Consider the following 25,488-nt stretch of genomic DNA (forward strand, 5'->3'; position numbering starts at 1 on the left):
CCCGCCGCAGAGGAGAAATCCGAACTGGAGGAGAGCGGATGTTCAAGACCCTGAAATTCATCACCGTGGCAGCGGTGCTTGCGGGCGCCAGCCTGCCCGTCAGCGCCGAGACGCTGGGTATTGAGGGCGGCGGCAGTGCCTCGCTCACCGGCATCGTGCCGCAAACCTGGGCGCAGTTCACCGCCGACGCAGGCTATGACCTGCAGGTCTCGCTCGGGCAGGTGCTGACCCGCTCGGTGATGAAAGTCGGCGCGGGCCAGCTGGATCTGGCCGTGGTCCCGCCGCCCGCCTATGCCGCCATGTCGCGCGGCGTCGGACCCTACGAGAAAACGGCCAAGCAGGCCCAGGCCTTTGCGGGCAATATGCGCATGCTGTTCACTTTCCCGGGTGGCTCGTTCCATCCCATCGTCTGGGCCGACAGCGGCATCGAGAGCTGGGACGACATCAAGGGCAAGCGCGTCTACGTCGGCCCGCCCGCCGGAGCGGCGGCCAACCAGGCCCGCGGCATGGTGCGCGAGGCCTCGGGGGGTATGCAGGACGGCACTGATTACGAAGGCATTCGCCTGCCCTGGGAAGCCTCGAGCCAGGCCTTTCAGGACGGCCAGTTCGACATGTACATCATGTCCGCCGCCGTCGGTCAGCAATCGGTGCAGGAACTGAGCCTGCAGCGCGAGATCCGCATCCTAGGCGTGCCGGACGATGTGGTCGCGAGCGACGGTTGGGCCGACTACCTTGTCGACCAGGCGGTGCGCACCGATGTGGTTCCCGCAGGCACCTACCAAGGCCAGGTCAATGGCAACGCCGACCAGAATATCATGGTCACGGTCATGATGATGGGTGCGAACAAAGACCTTTCGGACGACGCGGCCTATGCGCTGACCAAATCCTTCTTCGACAACCTCGACAAGATGCAGGCTGCCAACGCGCTGCTTGCGGCGCTGAACACTGACGAGCCTTTCGCGGGTGCCAACATGCCGGTTCACCCCGGCGCTGCGCGCTACTACGAGGAACAGGGCATCACCATCCCGGACGCACTGAAGGCAGAGTGATCCGGAGCCGGGCAGACCGCCGCACCAGTTGAACCTTCCCCGGCCCGCGCGAGGGCCGGGGCACCGCCGAGCCACGGCGAAGAGCCCGTCCCGGGCCAGGAGGACACCCCATGACAACTTCGATCGACCGCAGGGTGAAGACCTTGCACTGGGCAGGTCTTGCCGTTGGACTTGTCATCGCCCTCGCCGGGCTGGCCAACGTGCTGCCGACCTACGGTGTGCTGCCCCGCGTCGGGCCGTTCGAGCTCGACTGGTTCCGGCCGCTGTTCTACTGGCTCTGCTTCCTGAGCTTCCTGATCTGGGACGCCCTGCGCCTAACGCGAGACGACAAGCTCACGGTCTTCCACCTGTTGGGCTATGCCATCGGTTTGGGTCTGATGACCTGGGTGTCCTGGGACTATTATCAGGTCTCAATGGTGCTGAAGGACAGCTTCATGTTCTTCTCGGCCCGCGAAGCATGGATGGCCGCGATCCCCGCCGTGCTGTCGATCATCGCCTGCTGGCGGCTCTGGGGCGCGCCCATCGCCATCCTCGGTGCCGTGGTCTTTGCCTATCTCGCCACCGGCCCATACTGGCCGGGGGTGTTCCAGACCATCGTCGGCGACATGAACGAATTCATCGCCCAGAACATCTGGTACGATGCCAGCCAAGGCATCTTGGGCAATATCATGGGCATCGTGCTCTCGACGGTGCTGCCCTTCATCATTCTCGGCGCGGTGCTCGAAGGCTGCGGCGCGGGCGGCTCGATGATCCGTATCTCGTTCCACCTGATGCGGCGCTTCCGCGGAGGACCGGCCTATGCGGCGATCTCCGCCTCGGCGCTGTTCGGCACCGTCTCGGGCAGCGCCGTCGCCAATGTCGTCGGCACCGGCGTGGTCACCATTCCGATGATCCGCCGCCGGGGTTTCTCGGGCAACTTTGCCGGCGCGGTCGAAGCCGCCGCCTCCACCGGCGGGCAGATCCTGCCGCCGATCATGGGCGCCGCCGCGCTGGTCATGGCCGACATCGTCGGTGTCAGCTACCTCGCGGTGATCCTTGCCGTGCTGATCCCCGCCGTCGCCTATTACGTGAGCCTCTTCCTCGCGGTCTTCTTCGAGGCCGAGAAGCTCGGCATCACCGCGCGCGAGGAAGACGAGGCTGTCGAGCCGCCCGCCGGACAGGACTGGATCAACCTCGCGCTGGTCTTCGGGCCGATCGCGCTGATCGTCTGGCTGCTTGTCTCGGGCCTGTCGCCCGCCGGTGCCTCGATCGCGGCGATCTTCCTGCTGATCCCGATGAGCTTCATCAACCCCGAGATCCGCCGCGCGCCGTGGAAGCTGCTCGAGGCGCTGGCCGAGGGTGGCAAGACCGTCGCGCAGCTGGCCATCGCCATTGCCATTGTGGGTATCGTGGTCTCGACGCTGAACGCCACCGGCATCCCGACCAAATTCGCCGTGCTGCTGGCCAATGCCGCGAGCAGCTCGCTGATGGCCGCCCTGCTGATCGCTGCCGCCGGTTGCATCGTGCTTGGCATGGGGATGCCGACACTTCCGGCCTATATCGCCATCGTCGCCGTCATGGGGCCCACGCTCACCGGCTTCGGCGTCGAGCTGCTGACAGCGCATATGTTCGTCTTCTTCTTCGGCGTCGCCTCGGTGATCACCCCGCCGGTGGCCATTGCCGCCTATGCCGCTGCGTCAATCTCGAAGGGCAAGCCCATTGGCACCGCGGTCGAGGCGACACGGATCGGGGCGATGATCTTCCTCGTGCCCTTCGCCTTCGTCTACAATCCGGCGCTGCTCCTCGGGACCGAGGCTGCGGCAAGTGCCTCGCTCGGCTTCGTCGCCTTCTCGCTGCTGACGCTGGCGGCCTCGCTCTATCTCGCCTCGAGCGCGCTCATCGGCTTTGACAAGCAGCGCCTGCCGGTTTGGGAGCGCCTGCTGCGCCTTGCCTGCGCCGCCACCCTTCTGTCGCCTTACGTGCTTGCCGGTGCTGCCGCGCTCGGCCTGGGCATCGTGCTCGCCGTCTGGCGCCGCACCGCGAAACTTCAACCTGCCGAGGCCCTCTGATGTCCGACCGTCCCAGCTTCATCCTGTTCATCACGGATCAGCACCGCGCCGATTTCCTCGGCTGCTACGGCCACCCGATCGTGCGCACCCCGAACATCGACGCCATGGCCGCGCAGGGCACCGCCTTCGACCGCTTCTATGTCGCCAGCCCCGTCTGCATGCCCAACCGCGCCAGCCTGATGACCGGGCGCATGCCCTCGGGCCACGGGGTGCGCTTCAACGGCATCCCGCTGTCGCAGCGCAATGTCACCTTCGTCGAGCTGCTGCGCGATGCGGGCTATGACACGGCGCTGATCGGCAAGAGCCACCTGCAGACCTTCACCGGCATCGCCCCGGTGCTGACCCCGCCCGAGGCACGCCCCGGCTACTACAAGGCCAACGGCCCGCTCAGCGAGGCGGTGCGCAACGATTTCGCCGCGCCGGGCTACCACGTCGAGGAGCCGGACTTCTGGTCGGGCGAGAGCCCCGCGGTGCCAACGCCCTTTTACGGGTTCGACCACGTGGAACTGGTGACCGGCCACGGCGACCACATCGGCGGCGACTACGCCCGCTGGGCGCGGGAGCGGGACCCCGAGATCGGGAGCAAGATGGGGGCGCAGAACCAGTTGCCGCACGACTACACCTGCCCGCAGGCGGTGCGCACCGCGGTGCCCTCCGAGCTTTATTCCACCTCCTATATCGCCGAGCGCGCCTGCGCCTGGCTGGAGGCGCGCAAAGATAGTGACAGGCCGTTCTTCCTGATGGTCAGCTGGCCCGACCCGCACCACCCGTTCAACCCGCCGGGCGAGTACTGGGACATGTACGACCCCGACGACATGCCGGTCCCCGCCGCCTTTACCGCGAACGACTGGGCGCCGCCGCCGCATGTGGCAGGGGTGCTGGGCGCGCGCGAGGCGGGCACGGCCAATCTCAAGGGGATGAACGCCATTGGCTGCTCGGCCCGCGAGGCGCAGGAGGCGCAGGCGCTGACCTGCGGCATGATCACCATGATCGACGACGCGGTGGGCCGGGTGCAGGGCGCCTTGACCGAAAGTGGACGCGGCGGCGAGACCGTCACCATCTTCACCTCGGACCACGGCGACCACCTCGGCGACCACCGGCTGCTGTTCAAAGGCTCCGAGCAATACGAGCAGATCACCCGCGTGCCCTTCGTCTGGGCCGACCCGCAGGGCGAGACGGGCACCCGCAGCGACCGGCTCGGCCAGACGCTGGACATCGGCGCCACCATCCTCGAGCGGGCGAAGATCGAGCAGGCCTGGGGCATGCAGGGGCGCGACCTGCTGTCCGAGAAGACCGCGCCGGAGGGCGTGCTGATCCAATACGCCCACCAGGCGCAGATGGACGGGCTGGGTGTCTGCCCCAACGTGCACAGCCTGCGCGACACGCGCTACCGCTTGTCGGTCTTCCAGGGGCTCGGCTGGGGCGAGCTCTACGATCTCGAAGCAGACCCGCACGAGTTGCGGAACCTTTGGGACGCACCAGAGGCGGCGCCGGTCAAGGCCCGGCTGCTCGAGCAGCTGATGCAGGCCGAACTGGCGCATACTGAGACCGCACCCGCGCCCGTCGCGCGCGCCTGATCCGATGACCGGCAAGGGCACCTCCCCGCGCGCCCTCCGGGCGCGCGTCTCCGCTTTGGTTCCCGACTGGCTCGGGCTGAGCTCGCGCGACACGCTGCGCGCAGACCTGATGGCCGGGCTCACCGGCGCGACGCTGGTACTGCCGCAGGGCGTGGCCTTTGCCGCCATCGCCGGGCTGCCGGCGGAGTACGGGTTCTACACCGCAATGGTTTCGACGTTGATCGCGGCGCTGCTCGGTTCGAGCTGGCACGCGGTCTCGGGGCCGACAACGGCCCTGTCGATCATGCTCTTCGCCACCCTATCCGGTCGCTACCTGCCGGGCTCGCCCGAGTACATCACGGCAGCAATCACCCTGTGCCTGATGGTCGGCATCATCCAGTTGGCGTTCGCCTTCGCGCGGCTTGGAGCGTTGGTGGATTTCGTCTCGCATTCCGTGATGACGGGCTTCGTGGCTGGCGCGGCGATCCTGATCGCACTCAGCCAGGTCCGCCACGTTCTGGGCGCGCCACTGCCCTCGACCAGCGATCTCGTGAGCTTCCTCTCGGCGATCCCCGAGGCTGCCACCGGGGCGGACTGGCGCGCGCTGGCCATCTCCGGCGCGGCCTTCGGCGTCGGGCTGGCGATCAAGCTCTGGCGGCCACTCTGGCCTAACTACCTCGCCGCGCTGGTGGTCGCCACCGGGCTCAGCCTCGCGCTCGGCGGCGCGGAGGCGGGCATCGCCACCATCGGTCCGCTGGGAGAGATCGTGCCTAGCATGGCCATGCCCGAACTCTCGCTCGGCGACCTGCGCGAGTTCGGCGGCGGAGCCATGGCCATCGCCATCGTCGGACTGCTGGAGGCGCTTTCGGTCTCGCGCGCGCTGGCGCTGCGCTCGGGTCAGATGATCGACGGCAATCGCGAGTTCCTCGCGCAGGGCCTGTCCAACGTCATCGGCAGCCTGTTCCGCTGCTACCCCAGTTCGGCCTCCTTCACCCGCTCGGGGATCAACTACGACGCGGGCGCGCGCACGCCGCTCTCGGCGATGTTCTCGTCGGCCTTCCTCTTCGTGATCCTGCTGATGGTTGCCCCGGCCTTTGCGGTGGTGCCGATCCCGGGCATCGCCGGGGTGATCATGCTGGTCGCCTGGCGGCTGATCGACTTCCGCGAGATCCGGCATCTCGTAACCTCCTCCTCGACCGAGACGATCATCGCGGCGGTCACCTTCGTCACTGTGCTGCTGGTGGACTTGGAAACGGCGATCTACGTCGGCGTGCTGCTGTCTCTTGGCTTCTTCCTGCGCGGCGCGGCGCGGCCATTCCTTGGGCAGGGCGCGCCCGACCCGGGAACCCCAGGCCGCGTGTTCAAACATGCCGCGCCGAATGGGCTGGAGGAATGCCCGCAGCTCATGGTCTGCCGCCTCGACGGGCCGCTCTTCTTCGGGTCCGTCGAGTTCCTGCGCCGCGAGTTCCGCCGTCTGGAGCGCGAGCGCCCGCTGCAGAAGACCATGCTCTTCATCGTCAAGGGCGGTGGCGACATTGACCTCGCCGGGGCCGACCTCATTCTTGACGAGGCGCGCCGGCGGGAGACCATGGGGGGGTGCATTGCACCTTCAGGTGAAGACGCCCCGCACGCTGACCAAACTCGCCCGCTTCAAGGTGGTCCGCACGTTGACCCGCGAGAGGCTGCACCTGTCGAAAGGGGACGCCATCGCCGAGATCGTGCCGAAGCTCGACGAGAGCATCTGCGCCACCTGCGAGAAACGCATCTTCCTCGAATGCGCCGGTCGACCTGCGCCGGGAAGCGCTAGAAGCGACGGGATGTCATAATCGAAGTAGGCGATAGGCGTCAGCAGCGCTACGACCGGATGTGGGTCGCGCCGCCGAAGGCCCATGATGTGAAAGGGACAACCCCGGTGAATGTCATCGCGCGCAGGCACTCAGCGTCTCTCGTCACGATAACCGGAACCTTGCTGCGCTAACTGCAGCTTTCAGGGTGTGCGCCAAGTTCTGCAACGTCCTGTTACTGCGCTTGGCAGCCTGTTCAGCAACTGGTCGTCTTTCTCGCCAACCACTCCACGTTCCCGCGGAAACGCATAAGCGCCACTTTGTTCGAGCTCGCCGCATCAGCACCTAGACACGTGCTGGGCGACACACCACTCGGATACCTCGACCGTTGCTGCCACGCCGCAAGTCCGCTCAGAGCACACGGTACAGGATGCTGCGCCGTGCGTGATTGGCGGTGCCCGCGGGAACTGCAAAGTCGGACCTGCGAGCTGAAATACTCCACTGCACGCCCCAACAGTCATGGATCGCGGTGAGGGAGCGCCTTCTGGTTGATCCCCTTCCCACGCCGAGCTTGCGGGCCAAGACATCTTAGCTCCCGGATGCATCGAGCATGAGTTCGGTTTGATCGAAATGTGCGATCGATTTCTCCCCGTCATGGACAGGTTACATACTTTGGGTTATAGACTTTGTGATGTTTTTTCCTGTAGTGTGGGGAAATCGGGAGGGAGGCTCTCCCGCGCCAAAGGCGCTTATCAGAGAATATCTGGTGCATTTTGAAGGCAAGCGGCACAGCAGACATCGCCGCAAGCCACACTTTAGGAGAGACCTTGGTGTCTGAAGTTAGAGGCAAGGACCGCAGAGGAGAGCAGCGACTGTCGACAGAGACAGCCGTCGAGCAACCTCTTGCGCCGCGGCACAACCAGACCCAGAACCTCCGTACCGACTTCGCACAGATCGCCACAGCGGCCAATGCGGCGGCTATTGGGATGGGCCTCGCGGCACAGGCCGAGGCTGGCTCCCAGCATGACACCCTGGGCGAATCCGAAAACACGTCGCTTCAGGAGCCCGACAACGGCTCCGCGAGAAACCTCTTCGAGGCAGCGCAAGGGCAAGTCAGCCCTGAAATCGCGTCAGACACGCTGGCCGACGCGCCAGATGCAGGTGACTCCGCAAGCGTGTTCACCGCCGCTCAGCCAGACGCTGATCGGACGAGCGGCACCGCCAGCGCCGCGGCGATTCCTTCGGACGCTTTCGCAACGCAGCCCGCGTCCTCTTCGACGCCCGTGGCAGGAGACGGTCCTGCCGAAGGAACTGCGACGGCGGATTCCGGCCCCGCGGCAACCGCCGGCGTCGCACCACCTCTCGCGCCGGCAACTGTACCGGGCGCGCAGCAGGCTTCCGAAAGTTCTCCCCCCCGTCGGCGGTTCTGCGGAGGTCGGCTCGCAGCTCGCCACAGCAGGGACCGACGACGACGCAACGGGCACCGACAGGGGCGCGGGCCCGGTTCACGACACGCTCACCGGCGACAGCGGCATCGTCACGGGTGCCCTCGACGCCGTCGCCGGGGAGGACGGGCTGCTCGACAGCACCCTCGATGTGGTCGCAGGCGACGAGGGCCTTCTCGACACGCTCACAGGCGACAGCGGCATCGTCACCGGCGCCCTCGGCACCGTCGCCGGAGAGGACGGCCTCCTCGACAGCACCCTCGATGTGGTCGCAGGCGACGAGGGGCTGCTGGGCGGCCTGCTGGGACTGTCCGGCGCGGCGGAAGATCAGACATCGGAGGACGATTTTCTCGCCTCGCTGCTCCTCCCCGAAGGAGACGATCAGCTGATGGGCAGCGTGCTCGACGGGCTCCTCGGCGAGGATGACCCTTTCGCGCTCTCGCCCGATGACGCGGACGCCAGCACCCTCGGCGACGGCACCAGCGCGCTGCTTGCCGGACTTGGCATTGAGGACGGTCTCAGCGGCACCCTCGTTGACGAGGGTGTCGTCGACGCCGCGGCGATGGACGTGGAGGACAGCCCCGAGGTCGATGCCCTTCTGACCGAAATCCTTGGAAGCTCGGTCGATGGTGATCTCTTTTCCAGCTCCCAGGGAGCCTTCGACGCCCTGTTCAACTTTGGCGACAGCGAAGGCGACACGATGGAGCCGGTCGCGGAGGGCGACGACAGCCTTCTCGGCGAAACCGCGATCGACGGCACCCTGGCCGGGCTCTTCGAAAGCAGCAGCGGAGACGGCCTGCTTTCCGGCCTTCTAAGTGGCGACGGCGACGGGCTCGACAGCGAGAACAGTTGATCGAATTCCTGTGGCCACCCGCGGCTCAATAGCGCGCAACGCGCCAAATTTAAGTCAAACTTGTATGCCAAAATTCCACTAACTGCCGAGGCATTCCGCAATCTGAATTCCTTACATTCGGCTTCCGAGAGTGCAAAAAGGCGTTGCACCCAGCGGTTGATTGCTGCAGAAATAAAGATGAATAGCCAGTACATGTTTCCACATTGAGCAGTGCTTCACGACCCTGTCTCAATCAGAAAGCCTGGAATCATCGTGCTGACACCATTTCAAGGTGTCGTTCAAATGAGGAGATTGTGGGGATAGACGCTGCCGTCCATTCGGTGAGGAGTGCGTGGTATGGCAATAGAAGTGTTGGCGCGCGCCCTGTCTGGAAATTCTGGGGCGTCGCGGGTTGTGACTTCGCACCTAACCCTGCGAGAATCCATGGAAATCAGCCTCACGGAAGAGAGTGGCGGCATTTCCCGATATCTGAAGTCCGGATCCGACCTGGAGATATATTTTCAGGACGGTCGAGCGTTGAATATAGAGAATTTCTTTGTCTCAGGGCCCGATGGGGAGTTCAGTTCTCTCGTCGGTGACGAGGGCACGACGCTGGTATCCGGCCTTCTCGTTCCCGAACCTGATGCCGAGTCATTGGGATTGGGTGATGCCGAAGCCGATATTCCTGACGCTACCACTGCAGATTCAACGGCAATAGCTGATCTGGATCTTGAGAGTGGCTCCGCGCTTTCCTTTGCCGAGTCCATGGCTGGTGAGTCCGAAATAGACCCCGGCCCGCCATGGCCTCTCGGGCTTGGAATCGCGTCGGGACTCGGCGGCCTCTCGCTGCTCTCCGACGCCCCCGGATCAGACACCGGCTCCGCCTCCGACCAGCCCGCCGAAACCCCGAACGCCGCGGTCGCAAGCTCAATGATCGACGACGAAGAGATCGCCAACCTGCTGGGGCCAAATCCCACTTATGCGGCGCTCGACGATGAGCTTGCGGAGTTGCTGCAACCGGCTGCCACATCTTCTGAAGGCGCCCCCGATACGGCACTGCCGGACGCAACCGAGGGTCTTATTCCCGTGGACGACATTCATCTCGACACGGAAGCGGACCTCACGGCTGTCGCCAGCGTACCGGAGCTCCTGCAAAACGATCCCATTGAAAGCGAGCTATGAAACTTCACCGACTTTCCGGCTGTCTCGGGCTGCTAAGCCATATCGCCGCCTGCGCAGCACTGGCCCTTTGCCTCGCGCCCAGCCCGGTCGCGGCGCAGATGAGCCTGACGCGGGCGCTGGGGCTCGCCACCGAGCTTGACCCGACGGTGACCGCGAAGCGCCAGGTGGTGGCGAGCCGGACACTGGGGATACAGGAAGCGCGCGACGCCTATTATCCCAGCGTCAATGTCTCCGCCGACAGCAACACTACCGACGCCAACGGCCCCGGGATCACCCTGACGATATCCCAGGTGCTCTACGACTGGGGGCTGATCCGCAGCCAGATCAAATCCGCGACCCAAGCCAGGGTACGCTCGATCTCCGACCTCAAGATGGCGGTCGAGGCGTTGACGCTCGATGTCGCCGAGGCCTTCCTTGATGTCGAGATCGCCGATCGCAAGATCGCGCTGACCAACGAATACGCCGACTACGCGGGGCGTCTCGCGCGGCAGGCCGAGGATCGCGCCCGCGCCGGGCTGGGGGACAACGGCGAGGTCGCGCGGGCCCGGCTCGAAATCGCCCGCGCCGAAGATCGGCTCGCCACGCTGCGCTCGGACCGCGCGCTCAGCCTGTCGCAAATCGGCTTCTTGACCGGGCGCGACCCAAGAGGCGTTGCCGCGCCGCCGTCGCTCGGCTACGCCCGCCGCTACGGCAGCATGGAGCAGATCCGGCAAGCCGTGCGTATCGCCCCAGATTACGTGGCAAGCCAGGCCAGCGCCGCCGAGGCCGAGGCCGAGGTGCAGCGCACCAAGGCCGCCCGGCTGCCGACGATCAGCCTGCAGGCCGAAGGTCGCACCGATCTCAACGGCGGACGCACCCGCACCGCGCTCGGCATTGCCGCCGGCGTCGACCTCAACGCTTCGACGGTCGGCGGACGCAGCCTGCAGATCTCGCAGCGCGACTTTGCCGCGGCGAAATACAATCTTCAGGGGGTCGAGCGCCAGCTCATCAATGTGGCGCAGACCTCGCTGCAACAGCTGAACGCCCTGCGCGCGACCGAAGCCGCCCGCGCCGGGCAACTCGAGGAATCCCGCCGCGTGCTCGACACCTACGAGGAACAATTCACCGCCGGTCAGCGCGATCTGATCGACGTGCTGACCACCGGGCGCGATCTCTACGATGCACAGATCGAGCAGGTGGAGACCTATGAAGACCGCAAACGAACCGAATACGAGGCGGCGCATGACCTCGGTGTGCTGGGCACGCTGATCCTCGAAGCCAGCCGGACCTAATGACGTGACCTGATTGACGAGTTCTGGAGAAGCCGCATGTCCGATCGACCGCAGACCGACCCGCTTGTCACAGGCCTCATCGAGCTGTGCCGCAGCCAAGGGGTCTCGACCTCGGCGGTGCGGCTCACCGATGGGCTGCCCCTGCCCGAGGATGGCACCATGTCGGTCGATACCGCGGCGGCGGCGCTGCGGCGCGTCAACATGAGCTGCCGGGTCAGCCGCGAGCCACTCTCCTCCTACCCCGCACACAGCCTGCCGGTGCTGCTTTTCCTGCGCTGCGGGCGCACCGTGGTGCTAGAGAAGCTGAGCAAGGTCAGCGCGACCGTGGTGCTGCCAGAGGCCGACGGCGGCCGCGCGGTCTGGGGCCGGCGCGAGCTCGAGGCGCTGCATGACGGGCGGGTGCTGGTGTCGAAGCCGATCGACATCACCTCGGACCGGCTCGACGAAAAGGCCGCGGACCGCAGCCACTGGATCCTCGGGCCGGTGCTGCGCAACTGGTGGGTCTATCGCGATGTCGTAGTCGCCTCTTTCGCCGCAAACCTTCTGGCCATCGCCACCGCGCTCTTCTCGATGCAGGTCTACGACCGGGTCGTGCCGAGCAATGCCTTCGACACGCTGTGGATCCTCGCCTCGGGCGTCGGGCTCGCGATCGTGCTCGAACTGGTGCTGCGCATCACCCGCGCCGCTCTGGTCGATGTCTCGGGCCGCGACCTTGACCTGCGGCTCTCGGCACAGCTCTTCGACAAGGTCGCGAACATGCGGCTGGCGCATCAGCCAGCCTCGACCGGGGTGTTTGCCAACCAGGTCCGCGACTTCGCCACGGTCCGAGAATTCTTCACCTCGGGCACAGTCACCGCGCTCTGCGACATCCCCTTCGTTCTGATCTTCGTCGCGGTGATCTGGTTCATCGGCGGGCCGATCGCCCTCGTCACCCTCGCCGGAGTTGCGATGACTGTGGTGCCCGGGCTGCTGATGCAATCCCGGCTCGCCCGCGCGTCGCGCGAGAACACCCGCGAGGCCGCGGCGCTGAACGGGCTGCTGCTCGAGACCATCTCGAACCTCGAAACGGTCAAGGCCGCCCGCGCCGAGACCCGGCTGCAGCGCGCCCATGCGCAGCTCTCCGCGACCATGGCCAACACCTCGGTCAACACCCGCCGCCTGACGACGCTGATGACCCAGATGGTCGGCGGAGTGCAGAAATTCGCCTACGCCGGGGTGATCATCACGGGCGTCTACCTGATCAGCGCCGGCGAGCTGACCGTCGGCAGCCTCATCGCCTGCACCATGCTGTCAAGCCGCACGTTGACCCCGATGAGCCAGGTTGCGGGGCTGCTGGCGCGCTGGCAGCAGGTCCGCGCCGCGCTCGAAGGGCTCGATCGCATCATGGCGCTGCCGGTCGAGCGCCCCGCCGACCGCCACTTCGTTCGCGCCAGCGACGTGCGGGGCACCTATCGGGTCGAGGATGTCGCCTTCCGTCATGACCCCGCCGCGCCACCGATCCTGCAGATCCCCGAGTTGCGCATCGACGCGGGCGAGCGCATTGCGCTGCTCGGCGGCAATGGCGCGGGCAAATCCACCTTCCTGCGGCTCATGGCGGGCTACATCGACGCCCAGCAGGGCAGCATCCTGCTCGACGACCTGGCACTCGGGCAGATCGACCCGCTCGACCGGCGCCGGCAGATCGGCTACCTGCCGCAGTCGGTGGCGCTGTTCCAGGGCACGCTGCGCGACAACCTTCTGCTCGACCACGGTTTGCATAGCGATGACGAGCTTCTTGCCGCGCTGGATGCCGTGGGACTCGGCAGCTTCGTGCGACGCCACGTGCGCGGGCTCGACCTGCAGCTGAGCGGCAACGGCAACGTTTCTGGCGGGCAGCGCCAGTCGATCGGCCTTGCCCGCGTGTTGCTGCAGGATCCGCGCGTGGTGCTTCTCGACGAACCCACCGCGGCGCTCGATCACATCACCGAGGCGCGAGTGATCGCATACCTAAAGACCTGGCTCGAGGGGCGCACGGTGATCATCTCGACCCACAAGCGCGAGCTGCTGGCGCTGACCCAGCGCACGCTCGTGCTGAAGGACGGCAAGGTGGCGCGCGATGGTGATCTGGCGCAGATTCTCAACGCCGCCCGCGCCCGCACCGTACAGAATGCCAAGGTGAAGGCGGTCTGATGAATTCTCCCGAGTATTTCGACCCGAGCCATGTCGACGGTAGCTTCCGTCGCCAGACCCTCGCGAAGTCGCGGCTCACCATACAGGTCGTCGTGCTCAGCGTGCTGGCGGCGATCGGCTGGTCGGCCGTGGCCCAGGTCAACGAGGTCACCCGCGGCGACGGCCGCGTGATCCCCGCGCGGCGCATGCAGACCATCCAGAGCCTCGAGGGGGGCATCCTCTCCGAGCTGACGGTGCGCGAGGGCGACATCGTCCAGCAAGGGCAGGTTCTGGCCCGGCTCGACCCCACCCGTTCGCAATCGGCTTTCATGGCCACGCAATCGCAGATCACCGCGCTCACCGCCGAGGTCGCACGGCTCGAGGCCGAGGTGCTGGAACATCCCGAGCTGAATTTCGGAGACACCCCGAACGACGCCGAGCGCACCGAGCTTCGGCTGTTCAACGCGCGCCGTACAAAGCTCGAGGCGTCGCTCACCGCGCTCGAAAGCGAGCGCAACGCCATCGAGGAGCAGATCGCCATCACCGCCCCGCTCGCCGAGCGCGGCTCGGTCAGTCGCATCGATCTGCTGCAGCTGCAGCAGAAGAAAGCCGAGCTCGACGGCCGCATCGGCGAGGCGCGCAATGCCTATGTCCAGGACGCCTACAAGGACCTGGCGCAGCGCCGGGCCAAGCTCGCGACGCTGCAGGAGGAGGTGGTGCAGAAACGCGACGAGCTGCAGCGGACCGACGTGCGCTCGCCGGTCGAGGGCAGGGTCAACAACATCGCCATCACCACGCTCGGCGGCGTGGTGCAACCCGGCGAGCCGATCATGGAGATCACCCCGATCGATGATCAGCTGGTGATCGAGACAAAGGTGCTACCTCGCGACGTCGCCTTCGTGGCGCCCGGCATGGCGGCAAGCGTGAAGATCACCGCCTACGACTTTTCCACCTACGGGGATCTGCGTGGCACGGTGATGCAAATTTCCGAGGATACGGTGGAAGAAGAAACCAAACAGGGGCCGCAGGATTTCTACCGGGTCATGGTCGGCACCGATCAAAACTACCTCGAGCGCTACGGCGAGAAATTTTTCATCCGCCCCGGCATGGTGGCGCAGGTCGATATCGAGAGCGGCGACCGTTCGGTGCTCAGCTATCTGACTCGCCCGCTGCTGAACGCCCGGCTGCGCTGACAGAAGGCAATCAATGACCACTCCTCTGCAAGACGGCGTGCTGCGCGCGCCCCGGCGCCCTGCCCTTCCGCACGGCCTTGCCGCGCTGCGCCGCCATCGCCTGCTCTCCTGCGCCTCGGCGCTGGCTCTCGCGCTGCTCACCCTTGCCGCCCCCAGCCAGGCCCGCGTCTACCGCGAGGTCGAGGTGCGCGGGGCGCGCTTCATCCCCGAGGACGACATCCGCGCCACCTGCGGAGCCTTGCCCGGCGCCGATTACCAGGACTACGACCTGCGCGCGATCGAGGATTGCCTGATGCTTACCGGCGTGTTCGAGCGGGTGCAGCTGCGCGGCGAGGGCTCGACGCTGGTCATCGATGTGACCGAGATCGACACCCGCCCGGGACGGCTCGAGGGTGCGCTCTCCTACATCATGCAGGACGGATTTCTCGCCGAGGCCTCCTACGAGCAATACGACCTGCTGCCCGGCACTTTCGGCTCGGTGCAGCTCTCATTCAACAAGCAGGTACGCGAGTTCCAGGGGCATCTCTATCGTGCGGACCAGTTCGGAGAGACGCTGGACCTCGGGCTCGACGCGATCTGGCGCGAGACCGATTACGACGACCGCAGCTATTCGGACGGCGGCTACCGCATCGAACCCTACCTCGCCTGGACACCGACCGAGGACCTCCGGCTCGAGGCCGGGCTTGGTTGGCGCGACTACCGCATGTACGACGTCGAGAGCGATGCCAGTCTGCTCCTGCTGCGCGAGGAGACCGATGGCATCTCGGCGCCCTACGCCCGGCTCGCGCTGACCTTCGGTGCCAGCGCGGAGTCAGTCCTTGGCGAGGACTGGGCACGCCCCGCCTATTCCATCGAGCTGCAGCAGTACCTGTGGAACCTCGGCACCGAGGATGTGATATCCGACAGCCGCGCAGAGTTGCGCGCGCGTTCGCCGCTGGCGCCCGAGCTTGCGTTGCTGACCACGCTGCGCGGCGGAAACGTGACCGGACTGAACGACAACAACACCCGTGCCACCGACCGATATTTCCCTGGCGCCGACACGTTCCGAGGCTTCGCGCCGCGCGGCATCGGCCCGCGCGACGGCGACGACATGCTGGGCGGCAACAGCTATTTCGTCGCCTCGCTCGAGCTCCAGCGCAATTTCGGCACGGTCCTGTCGCTACCGCTGCGCGGCGGTGTCTTCGTCGAGACCGGCGCGGCCTGGGGACTGGACGACACGCTGGACGGGCAGATCGACGACGCCCGCCACCTGCGCAGCTCGGCCGGACTGTCGCTGACCTTCGACGTCGCCGAGATCCCCGTGTCACTGTATCTGGCGCAGCCCCTGCGCAAGGAGCCCGGCGACAAGACTCAGGCCTTCGGCCTATCGTTCAGTGCCCGGTTCTAAGGCAGTTCAACAGCGCTAGCGCCCCGCGCCCCTGACCCGCGCGTCCCGGTTTTCCACGGCCTGCCGGAAGAGCCCCATGTAGCGCGGCGCGACCGCGGGCAGGCTGTAGTGCAGCCGCGCGAGATATCGCGCCTTCTGGCCGTAGCGGAAGCGTCGCGCCGGGTCTTGGGCCAGCGCCTCGATCTCTGCGATCCAGGCGTCGTCGTCATCGGGCAGCAGCCGCCCGTTGATGTCGTCGAAGATCAGCTCGGCCGCATACCCCCGGTCGGGCGCCAGCACGCAGCCGCCGCGACCGAGGATCTCGACCAAACCCCAGTTGGCGACGCCGAACTGCAGCGGGTAAAGAAAGAGGTCGATGTCCGAGAGCCGCTGCGCGAACGCCTCGTAGGGGAGTTTGCCGGGAAATTGGATCACCTCGGCGGCCCGCGGATAGACTTGCAGCAGGTGATCGCGGAAGCTGGCCACGGCACCACCATACTTGCGCGCCACCCATTGCTGCTCATAGCCGTAGGTGCTGCCTTCCGCGCCACCGAGCGCCACGAACTCGGCCTGCAAGCCGCGCGCCACCAACTTGTCGGCCAGCCGCACGAAGACCTCGAACCCCTTTGAGCTGGACAGGTCGCGCGCCGAGAACCCGATCGTGAAGGGCCCGGCTCCTTCTCGCGGGGGAGCGGTCTCATCCTCGAAGGCGAAGCCCTCGAGCTGCACCTCGATATTGGCTTGCAGCGCCTTAGGGAACATCCGCTTGGCGTGCTGGCTGGGGCAGATCACCAGATCGCTGCGCAGCGCCTGGTGGAAATTCAACATCTCGAGGTTCTTATCGCCCATGCGCTGCGACTGGTCCGGCGGGTAGTCGATGCTCCAGCCGTGGGCTTGGTAGCTCGGGAACTCGATGTAGCTGACGATCGCGGCACCGGTCTCGCCATAGAGAAAATGCGGCGCGCCCCAAAGCGAATGCGCGATGATCACATCGATCTTTTTCTTTTCCTCGAATTGCTGCACCGCGCGCAGCAGCCCTCGCCCGATCCGCGCCGAGCGCTCGAGCTTAGCGGTATAATAGTAGCTCTGCGGCCCCACCACGGGCCCGTCGGGCGCGAACTCCAGGATGTGCTCACCACGATGGGCGTTGCGCGCGCGGTGGCCGGGGGTGGTCAGGAAGTAGGTCTCCGCCAGCCCGGCTTGCCGCAGGTAGTCACACAGATGGCCGAACTGCCCCGGATAGACCGCCCCGGCAAACACGATGACCGGCTTTCGCATGTACTTCACCTCGCCTCATCGCCCGGACAAAGCCTAGGCTCGAGCGTAGGTTAGAAGACCCCGCAGCCGAGAGATACATACTTTGGAGAGTCGTGCGTGGGTTGCGGCAGTTCCGCCACGCCGCCGGGCTCAGATGATGTTCATATCGCGCGCGACGATCACCGCCTGCGTGCGGTTGCTCGCCTCAAGCTTCGAGCAGATGGATTTCACATGCATCTTGACCGTCGCCTCCTTCAGCCCCAGCGCTGCCCCGATGTCGCGGTTGGACTTGCCCTCGGCCAGTTCGGCCAGCACATCGTTCTCGCGCTCCGACAGCTGCGCCGCCGCACGCGGCTCGCGCGGGGCAACGCGCTGCCTCTCGATCAACTCGACCGGGATGTAGCGCCCGCCGGCCGCCATGAAGCGGATCTCGTTGGCAAAGGCCTTGAGCGAGGTGGTCTTGAGCACGAAGCCCGCACCCCCCCAGCGCCAGTACCTCGGGCACCAAGTGTGCCGGCGGATTGCTGGTCAGCAGCGCCACGGGCTTGCCGCCATTGCGGCTGATCGCGCGGCCCAGCCCTTCAAGCCCGTTCATGCCCGGCATGTTGAGATCAAGCAGGACCAGATCGTAGGGCCCGTCGCGGTCGATCGCCGACAACGCCGTATCGAGATCCGGCGCCGTCGACGCGCTCACGTCGTCGAGATTCTCGATGAACTGTGCAAACATCTCGAGGACCATGGCATGGTCGTCGGCGATGAGGATGCGAACCGGCTCCGCACTCTTGCTGGTCATGTCTCTCTATCCTTCGGGCACGGACTCTGCGGATGGCGCGGATCGCACCGCAAGTCCATATCGGGCCTCAATATGGCAAGGAACGCAGCGCTCCGCCAGCACCACTCCTCGCGCCTCAGAATGGCGGGTCACGAAGTGCCGCAGCGGTGCGCTCCAGCGCTTCGGCCAAGGCGGCCATCTCGGCCGCGGCGGCGCCCTGCCCCGCCTTCACCGCATCTTCGAGCCCTCGCAGCCGGCGCTCCGCCAGCGCAAGCCCGGTCAGGCCGCAGGCGCCGGTGGCGGCGTGCAGCGCGCATCCCGATGCGGCGTTGAGCCCTCCGCGCAGCAACACCAAAGCCTGCTCGGCCTCGGCCAGCGCCCGCGCCATGAAGGCCAGTGCCCGGTCGCGGCCAAGCTCGCTCGCGAGCTCCGAGACCACCTCCAAAGCGATCACCGGTTCCTGCGGGTCCGCCGCGCTGTCCGTCCGGCCCGCCACTGGCGTATCGAGGGGATCGGAAACTGTGCCGCGCAGGGTCGCCAGTGCCGCGCAGAGCTGCCCGGGTCGGATCGGCTTTTCCAGCACCTCGACCATGCCCACCTTCAGGCAAGCCGCGCGGATCCGGGCATCCACATGCGCCGTGAGCCCGACGATCCGCAGCGCCGCCGGGAAGACGTTCTGCCTCACGCCCGCCATGATGCGCCGCGCCAGCTCGACGCCATGGATCTCGGGCAAGGTGACATCCGAGAGCACGATATCGACCGCGCCGGCTTCGGCCAAGCGAAGCAACTCCAGCGCCTCTGCGCCGCTCCCTGCCTCCTGCACCTCTGCACCGGCATTGCGCAGAACCTGGCAGAGCCAGCTTCGACTTGCCGGACTGTCCTCTATCACCAAAATCCGCGCCCCGACCAGCGCCTGCTCCGCGTCGGCTTCGGGTTCCGGCTCGGGAATCTCGATCGCTGTCGGCAGACTGAAGCGCGCCCGCAATATTGTGCCGATGACCTCCAAGCCGTTTTCGGCCGTAGCGGGCCTGTCCTCGATCTCCAGCGTGCCGCCCAGTTGCCGCAACGCATGCGCGAGCACCTCGAGGCCGCCCGAGCGCCTTTGAGTCGGGCGTGCATCTGCCGGCGCGGCCGGAACCAGCGCTGGCACATTCCCAGCCGCCACGTGGCCAAGCGCCTCCTGCAGCCGCGCGCGCTGCGCGGGCGGCAGACCGCCGCCGAGGTCGCGCACCTCGAACCTGATCTCCAGCAACGGCTCCCCGTCCGGGCCAAGCTTCGGCAAAGGCGTCAGCCGCAGCTCTGCCTCGATCTTGGCGCCGCCGTGTTTCACCGCGTTGTCGAGCATGTTCTGGAACAGGGCCCGTACGAAGCGCACCGGCCCGTGGACCTGCTCCGGCCCGGCGGACCCGGCGTGTAGGCCAAGTTCTGCGCCGCGCTGCGCGGCCAGCGGCTGCAGCATCGCCACAAGCGCTTCCACCTCGGCCGCCGGAGAAAAGGGAGCGTCGGGCTGAAGCCCGCTGCCGCGTTGCTCGCCGCGCAGCACCGAGAGCACGTTGCTGACATGCGCCAACGACAGATCCGCCGCGCGGCGCAGGCCGGCCAGCGCCCCGGAACCGGCGGTCGCTCCGGTGACCAGCGCCTCCGCAGAGGCAAGCAGCGACTGGATCGGCGTTCGCAGGTCATGCGCCACGCGCAGCAGCGTCGCCGCCCGCGCGCGATTCCGCAGCCATGTCGCCTCGTCCTCGCTGTCCGACAGCCGCAGGAACAGGCCTGTCGCGGGGCCGACCGGCAGCGCGACAAGTTCCCCCTCCAGCTCCTGCCCCATCAGTGTCACCGCGACACGGGCGCTGCCGGCACGCCGCGCGCGCGCGCTGATCTCGGGCCAGTCAAGCACCGAACGAAGCCGCGCCGCGTCGATGCCGAGCGCCTTGGCCGGGGCATTGGCCAGCAGGATCTGCCCCTCCTCGCTCGCCAGCAACGCTGCACGGCGGTCGGTGGCGATGAGCCGGGCGATCACCTGCACCACCGGCCGATAGACCGAGACATCCTCTCCCGCGCCGCTTTCCGGCGACGGCGCACGGCGTTCTCCTGTCATCGCGGTCCCTCCTGCGGCCTGGCGGGCAAGTCGCGCCCAGGGTTTGATTATAGACAGTTGTGATGCGATTGCGCCCCGTCCGGTACAAAAGTCTCGGGTTCAAGCAGATGAATCACATACTATAGTATGCATCACCCAGGGTCGCATGATTCCAGCGACCACCGACACCCAGAACGCGGCGATCCGAAAGTGGCATTTTTCCATACATTCGCCTTAATTTAAATGATTTTTGTTTCCAATTCCTCGCGCAATGACGCCCTGGAAGGGCAATAGACGCTAGAAACGCGGTGAAAGCTCTTCAACCCAACCAAACGACAATAGTATGTTGACGGACGATACTTTCGTATGTTTTGATACATACCAAATAGTGTACTTCTATTCTCACGACCCCGCACCGAATGCGCGGGTTATATTGCAAGGGTTGAAAGATGGCTGAAACGGTTATTCAGGCAGGTCAGGAAATCGGCATCCGCATCGATGCTGTCTCCGCAGACATTGCGCGCTACACGCGGCAAGGAAAGACGCTGATCGTCGACTTGAAGAACGGCGACCGGGTGATCATTAATGATTATTACACACCGGCAGAAAACAATTCTCTGCACAGCCTGATCCTTGGCGATTCCGAAGAGGCGGCGGTCGAGGGCGAAGGGGCTGCCGGCCTCGGAATGAGCATGGAAGATCAGGCCGCGCTCGCCGCAGCGGGCATCGGCACCCTTGGCCTCGCTCTGGCGAGCGGCGGAGGCGGAGGCTCCAAGAAGGACCCAACCGACAGCACCGATCCGACTGATGGGACGGACGGCACCGACCCGACCGATGGAACCGACGGTACCGATCCGACAGATGGAACCGACGGCACCGACCCGACCGACGGGACAGACGGCACCGATCCGACCGACGGAACGGATGGCACCAACCCGACCGACGGTACGGACCCAACGGATGGCACCGATGGGGTGGGCACGCAGGGCTTCCTCGACCCGCTGGTCGCCGACGAGGGCCTGCTTGGAGATGTCACCGGAAATGACGGGGTACTCGGCGAGGTGACAGGGTCTGAGGGCCTGCTCGGCGAACTGCTCGGACCTCAATCCGAGCTCAGTGAGCCCTTCGAAACCCTGATCGGCCAGCCCCTGCTCGGCGACGGCACCATCAGCTCGGAAACCGGGATTGCCGACGGACTTGTCTCCGACGACGGGCTTCTGGGAGATGCCACCGGCAACAGCGGCGCCCTCGGCGAGGTCACAGGCTCGGAGGGCCTGCTGGGTGAGCTGGCCGGCAACGATGGCGCGCTTGCCGAGATCACCGGCAGCGACGGGCTTGTCGGCGAGCTGACCGGAACCGGATTGCTCGGCGACAGGGATGGCACATCCGACGGGACACCCGGCACCGGTGAGCTGCTTGACGGCATACTTGGCGAAGACGGGTTGCTCTCCGGCGTCCTCGACAGCGGCGAGGGCCTGCTCGACCCTGTGATCGCCGATGACGGCCTGCTTGGCGACCTCACCGGCAACACAGGCGCACTTGGAGAGGTCACTGGTTCCGACGGTCTGCTCGGCGAATTGGTCGGCAACGATGGCGCGCTCGGCGAGATCACCGGCGACGCCGGGCTTGTCGGTGAGCTGACCGGAACGGGACTGCTCGGTGACGGCGACGGCAGCGATGGCGGCGGCGTGGATGAGCTCCTCGGCGAGCTCATCGATGGCAGCTCCACCGAAAGCCTCCTCGGCGGCGAGACCCCGCTCGACGGTATCCTCGGCGAGAACGGCCTGCTGGGTGACAGCGGACTTCTGGGCGACGAGGGCCTGCTCGGTAGCGGCGAGTCTCTGCTCGGAGGGCTGACGGATGGCCTGAGCGGCGAAGGATCGCTGCTTGGCGGTGACCTGCTCGGCGGCCTCTCCGGCCCCGGCGAAGAAGATTTCAGCTGACCCCACTCACGGAACAACAGCTGAAACCGGCCTGCCCCGCTCCCCACCCCCTTCAGCGGGGCAGGCCCCCCCAAATCCCCAGTGATCCCCCCAAGTTTCCAACCGAGAGGCCTGCCCCATGGACCAGCGCCCAAAGCCATCCCGGCCCTCACGGACCCTGGCCTATGTCGCTCGCGGCGGCTGCCGAACGAACTGGACGCAATTGCCCTTGGGGCAGCGCAGCGCAGCGAACCGCTGCGCTGCCCCTGCAGCCGGTGACGAAGCCGCGGAGGATGCCAATTTCCGCTCCCACGCAGTGGACCTGTCCCACAACGACGGCGCCCCCCGCGTCTTCTGCTCCGGCTGGTGGATCGCTCCGGCAACCTGCGTTGGCACCTTGGGCTGGGTCGCGCTGATCGCAGCCGTGCTGTGATCCGGCCCGCCCGGTTGCGCCGCCACGAGCCCTCACGAGACCGTCTTGTCTCCACTGACCGAAGAGGACCATTTCATGCGACTTCTAGCCGTCGACGACAGCCCGGTGATGCGCGATTTGATTCCGCTGCTCGTCGACAACGACATGGTGGTCAGAAGCGCGGCCTCCGGATCAGCGGCCCTGAGCATTTTGCAGGGCTCTGAGCAGCCCTTTGACTGCCTGCTGCTCGACATCGAAATGCCGGGCATGGACGGGATCGAGCTGTGCCGTCATGTGCGCAGTCTGCCACGCTACACGCTGACCCCGGTCATCATGCTCACGGCACGCACTGACGGGGGCAGCATCGAGGCCGCGTTTGCCGCCGGCGCCAATGACTACATCACTAAGACCCTGAATACGCGCACGCTCAGGGGACGCCTGCGTGTCGCCGAACGGCTGCGCGATGCGTCCGGGATGTTCCGGTGCGACCGGCGCCGGCTGAGTACCTTCGGGAAGCCTCGCGGAGCGCATCCCTTTTGCGCATCACAGAGTGTCACCATCCTCGGCACCGGTCAGATGATCGACCCGTTCTCCCTTGGAAACTACCTCGCGCAGCTACCGCGCCGCGATATCGAACACAGCCGCATCTTCGGGGCCCGGCTCGAGAACTTCGAGAAGATTTATCGCAGCACCACCACGCCCGAATTCGGAGACCTCTTGGTGGAGGTGGCGGAGGGGTTACAGGCCTTGGTGAGAGCATCATCGGCACTGACCTGCTATGACGGCAACGGCACGTTCATATGCCTCGCTCGCAGCGCCGATTTGCCCGCGACCGACCAGATGGAGGCCGAATTGGCCGCCCACCTTCAAGCGACCTGGCAGCAGGGCGCGACCGCTGCGTTGCCACCATTGACCATCACGCTCGGCACCCCGGTCACGCCCTTCGCGAACAAGACCCAAAGGGTGCGCAAATCCCTGCTGCGCGCGCAGGCCCGGCTCGAGGCGCGTTCAGCCCGAAAGGGCCTCGGTCCCGCGGGGACACGGCACCCGCGGGAGACGATCTCTATGCGTGCCGCGGGCCTCGACGTGCCCCGGAACTGACGTCCGACACCCCAGATGCCGGCAACATCCCGAGTGGCATGCCGCAGTGGTCCTCGAAGGGCGCGGTCTAGAGGGGACCGACCCCTACCCCGCCCTGGCTTCGCATAAGCGCCAATTAGTTGAATATCATCAGAGTAGAAACGTCACCTTTTAAGCGCTCGTGCTCGGCGTGGGCAGTTCTCAGAAATCGAGGCCGAGATCCAGCGTGCGGGCCGAATGGGTCAGCGCTCCGGCGGAGATGTAGTCGACTCCCGTGGCCGCCACCTCGGCGATGCGCTCGAGCTTCATGTTGCCCGAGGCCTCGAGCACCAGCCGCCCCGCGGTCATCGCCACCGCCTCGCGCAGCGCTCCGCTGTCCATGTTGTCGAGCAGCACCACGTCCGCTCCGCCCTCGTCCAGCACCTCGGCGAGTTGCTCGAGCGTGTCGACCTCGATCTCGACACGCACCATGTGCGAGGCCTGCCCCTTGATCGCCTGCAGCACCGGGCGGATGCCCCCCGCCGCGGCGATGTGGTTGTCCTTCACTAGGATGGCGTCCGACAGCGAGAAACGATGGTTGAAGCCGCCGCCGTGCAGCACCGCCTGTTTCTCGACAAGCCGCAGGCCGGGCGTGGTCTTGCGGGTGCAGGTGATGCGCGCCTTGGTGCCCTTGGTCTCGGCGACGAAACCGGCAGTGATCGTCGCGATGCCCGAGAGGCGACCGGTGAAGTTCAGCGCCACGCGCTCGGCGGTGAGGATCGAGGCGGCCTCGCCCTCGATCTCCATCAGCACGTCGCCGGGGATGATGGCGCTGCCGTCGGGCTTGTGAAGGGTCAGCGCCAGCGCGGGATCGACCAAGTGGAAGGCCATGCGCGCGATCTGCATTCCCGAGACGACGCCGGCTTCCCGCGCCCGCAGCTGCGCGCGGTAGCGCGTGCCCGCCGGGATCACCGTGCGGGTGGTCAGGTCGCCATAGGTGCCGAGGTCCTCCATCAGCGCGCCCCGCACCAGCGGGTCGAGGATCATGTCGGGCAGAGGCGGCAGGGACATCAGGCGGGTTCCTTCTGGAGCGTGTCGCGGAGGGCAAGCGCCTCCGTCAGGGTCATGCGGCTGCGGTGGCCGGTCTCGGCGGTTGCCTCGTTGGCGTCGGAGCGGAAATGCGCGCCGCGGCTCTCGCAGCGGGTCAGCGCCGCGGCGGCGATCAGCGTCGCCGTGGCGGTCATGTTGGCGAGCGCCGCGCAATGCGGCTGCGCCGCCTCGACGGCGGCGATCTCGCGCAGGCAGGCCGTGAGCCCCCCGGCGCTGCGGATCACCCCAGCGCCTGCCGTCATGGCCTTGCGCAGGCGGGTGACAAGCGCCGGATCGGGCACTTCGGCGGGGCCAGTGCGCGGCAGCGAGATCTCGGGGGTCGCGGCGACCTCGCCAAGCGCCTGCGCGATGTCGGCGGCGCAGCGGCGGGCGTAAACCAGCGCCTCGAGGAGCCCGTTCGACGCCAGCCGGTTCGCGCCGTGGAGCCCGGTCGAAGCGACCTCGCCGCAGGCCCAGAGCCCTGCGAGCGAGGCGCGCCCGGAGGCATCCGTGGCGATCCCGCCCATATGGTAATGCGCGGCGGCGGCGACGGGGATGGGCTGCGTGACGGGGTCGATCCCGGCGCGGTCGCAGGCGGCGGTAAGCCCCGGGAAGTCATCCCGGATCCGGGAGCCGAGCGCGGCTCGCGTGTCGAGCATGGGGCGCAGGCCGGACTGGCTCTGCGCGTAGACGGCGCGGGCGACGACGTCGCGCGGCGCGAGCTCGAGGTCCGGGTGCTGGCCGTCCATGAAGCGATGCCCCAGCCGGTTGACCAGCACCGCCCCCTCTCCGCGCAGCGCCTCGGTGGCGAGCGGCGCGGGGTCGAGCCCGATGTCCATGGCGGTGGGGTGGAACTGCACGAACTCCATGTCGGCCATCACCGCACCGACCCGTGCCGCCAGCCCCGCGACCTGCCCGCGGATGCGCGCGGGGTTAGTGGTCAGCGCGTAAAGCCCGCCCGAGCCGCCCCCCGCCAGCAACACCGCCGGGGCGGTCACGGCGACGGAGGCGCCGCCTTCGGCAGGTGCC

17 protein-coding genes and 1 pseudogene are annotated in these 25,488 nt (G+C 66.7%); 12 read left to right on the forward strand and 6 right to left on the reverse strand.

Annotated features, from left to right (window positions below; genetic code table 11):
* The first annotated feature begins 38 nt into the window (after window positions 1–38).
* The 10 genes from CLG85_RS22250 to CLG85_RS22295 all read left to right on the forward strand — a co-directional run bounded on the left by CLG85_RS22250 (window position 39) and on the right by CLG85_RS22295 (window position 15,895).
* Window positions 39–1,049: a TAXI family TRAP transporter solute-binding subunit gene (locus CLG85_RS22250; protein WP_095880921.1), complete on the forward strand. Its 1,011-nt coding sequence runs from the start codon at window positions 39–41 to the stop codon at window positions 1,047–1,049.
* A gap of 110 nt (window positions 1,050–1,159) precedes the next feature.
* Window positions 1,160–3,097, forward strand: coding sequence for a TRAP transporter permease (locus CLG85_RS22255; RefSeq protein ID WP_095880922.1), 1,938 nt, complete (start codon window positions 1,160–1,162; stop codon window positions 3,095–3,097).
* The gene (locus CLG85_RS22260) at window positions 3,097–4,674 is read left to right on the forward strand and encodes a sulfatase family protein (protein ID WP_095880923.1); all 1,578 of its coding nucleotides are present in this window, start codon (window positions 3,097–3,099) and stop codon (window positions 4,672–4,674) included. The genes CLG85_RS22255 and CLG85_RS22260 overlap by 1 nt, the downstream gene beginning before the upstream one ends.
* Before the next feature lie 4 nt (window positions 4,675–4,678).
* The gene (locus CLG85_RS22265) at window positions 4,679–6,460 is read left to right on the forward strand and encodes a SulP family inorganic anion transporter (RefSeq protein ID WP_260350037.1); all 1,782 of its coding nucleotides are present in this window, start codon (window positions 4,679–4,681) and stop codon (window positions 6,458–6,460) included.
* 1,132 nt (window positions 6,461–7,592) lie between these two features.
* On the forward strand, window positions 7,593–8,735 hold the full coding sequence (locus tag CLG85_RS22270) for a hypothetical protein (RefSeq protein WP_260350039.1): 1,143 nt from the start codon (window positions 7,593–7,595) through the stop codon (window positions 8,733–8,735).
* Window positions 8,736–9,158: 423 nt separating this feature from the next.
* Entirely contained in the window at window positions 9,159–9,896 is a 738-nt protein-coding gene (locus tag CLG85_RS22275) for a hypothetical protein (protein WP_141244724.1), read from the forward strand.
* The gene (locus tag CLG85_RS22280) at window positions 9,893–11,167 is read left to right on the forward strand and encodes a TolC family protein (protein ID WP_260350040.1); all 1,275 of its coding nucleotides are present in this window, start codon (window positions 9,893–9,895) and stop codon (window positions 11,165–11,167) included. Before CLG85_RS22275 ends, CLG85_RS22280 begins: the two co-directional genes overlap by 4 nt.
* 36 nt (window positions 11,168–11,203) lie before the next feature.
* Window positions 11,204–13,336 carry a type I secretion system permease/ATPase gene (locus CLG85_RS22285; protein WP_095881725.1) on the forward strand — a complete coding sequence of 711 codons (2,133 nt, stop codon included), beginning with the start codon at window positions 11,204–11,206 and terminating at the stop codon, window positions 13,334–13,336.
* Complete coding sequence (locus CLG85_RS22290; protein ID WP_095881726.1) at window positions 13,336–14,508, forward strand: beta-barrel domain-containing protein; 1,173 nt, start codon at window positions 13,336–13,338, stop codon at window positions 14,506–14,508. Before CLG85_RS22285 ends, CLG85_RS22290 begins: the two co-directional genes overlap by 1 nt.
* 13 nt (window positions 14,509–14,521) lie before the next feature.
* A complete protein-coding gene (locus CLG85_RS22295) occupies window positions 14,522–15,895 on the forward strand; it encodes a BamA/TamA family outer membrane protein (protein WP_235865355.1) in 1,374 nt (457 codons plus the stop codon).
* A 15-nt stretch (window positions 15,896–15,910) separates the two neighbouring features.
* Here CLG85_RS22295 and CLG85_RS22300 read toward each other — a convergent pair whose 3' ends face one another.
* The 4 genes and pseudogenes from CLG85_RS22300 to CLG85_RS22315 all read right to left on the reverse strand — a co-directional run bounded on the left by CLG85_RS22300 (window position 15,911) and on the right by CLG85_RS22315 (window position 19,998).
* Window positions 15,911–17,152 carry a glycosyltransferase gene (locus CLG85_RS22300; protein ID WP_095881729.1) on the reverse strand — a complete coding sequence of 414 codons (1,242 nt, stop codon included), beginning with the start codon at window positions 17,150–17,152 and terminating at the stop codon, window positions 15,911–15,913.
* 129 nt (window positions 17,153–17,281) lie between these two features.
* Window positions 17,282–17,599, reverse strand: coding sequence for a response regulator transcription factor (locus CLG85_RS22305; protein WP_260350043.1), 318 nt, complete (start codon window positions 17,597–17,599; stop codon window positions 17,282–17,284).
* Between the two features lie 73 nt (window positions 17,600–17,672).
* Window positions 17,673–17,924, reverse strand: a pseudogene (locus tag CLG85_RS22310) (response regulator transcription factor); the annotation flags it as partial.
* A 115-nt stretch (window positions 17,925–18,039) separates the two neighbouring features.
* Window positions 18,040–19,998 (reverse strand): response regulator, encoded by a 1,959-nt coding sequence (locus CLG85_RS22315; protein ID WP_260350045.1) that lies wholly within the window; start codon window positions 19,996–19,998, stop codon window positions 18,040–18,042.
* A 428-nt stretch (window positions 19,999–20,426) separates the two neighbouring features.
* Between CLG85_RS22315 and CLG85_RS22320 the strand changes: the two genes are divergently transcribed.
* Window positions 20,427–21,920: a BapA/Bap/LapF family prefix-like domain-containing protein gene (locus tag CLG85_RS22320; protein WP_260350046.1), complete on the forward strand. Its 1,494-nt coding sequence runs from the start codon at window positions 20,427–20,429 to the stop codon at window positions 21,918–21,920.
* Window positions 21,921–22,377: 457 nt separating this feature from the next.
* Window positions 22,378–23,412: a response regulator gene (locus CLG85_RS22325; protein ID WP_141244438.1), complete on the forward strand. Its 1,035-nt coding sequence runs from the start codon at window positions 22,378–22,380 to the stop codon at window positions 23,410–23,412.
* Window positions 23,413–23,592: 180 nt separating this feature from the next.
* On the opposite strand, the gene nadC is transcribed toward CLG85_RS22325, so the two are convergent.
* Both nadC and CLG85_RS22335 read right to left on the reverse strand, forming a co-directional pair.
* Window positions 23,593–24,441, reverse strand: a complete 849-nt coding sequence (gene nadC, locus CLG85_RS22330; protein ID WP_095880949.1) for a carboxylating nicotinate-nucleotide diphosphorylase — start codon at window positions 24,439–24,441, stop codon at window positions 23,593–23,595.
* A partial coding sequence (locus CLG85_RS22335) for an FAD-binding protein (RefSeq protein ID WP_260350048.1) occupies window positions 24,441–25,488 on the reverse strand: 1,048 nt, incomplete at its 5' end. The genes CLG85_RS22335 and nadC, both read right to left, overlap by 1 nt.

The sequence above is a fragment of the Alloyangia mangrovi genome (assembly GCF_002300555.2).
GTDB classification, from domain to species: Bacteria; Pseudomonadota; Alphaproteobacteria; order Rhodobacterales; family Rhodobacteraceae; genus Salipiger; species Salipiger mangrovi.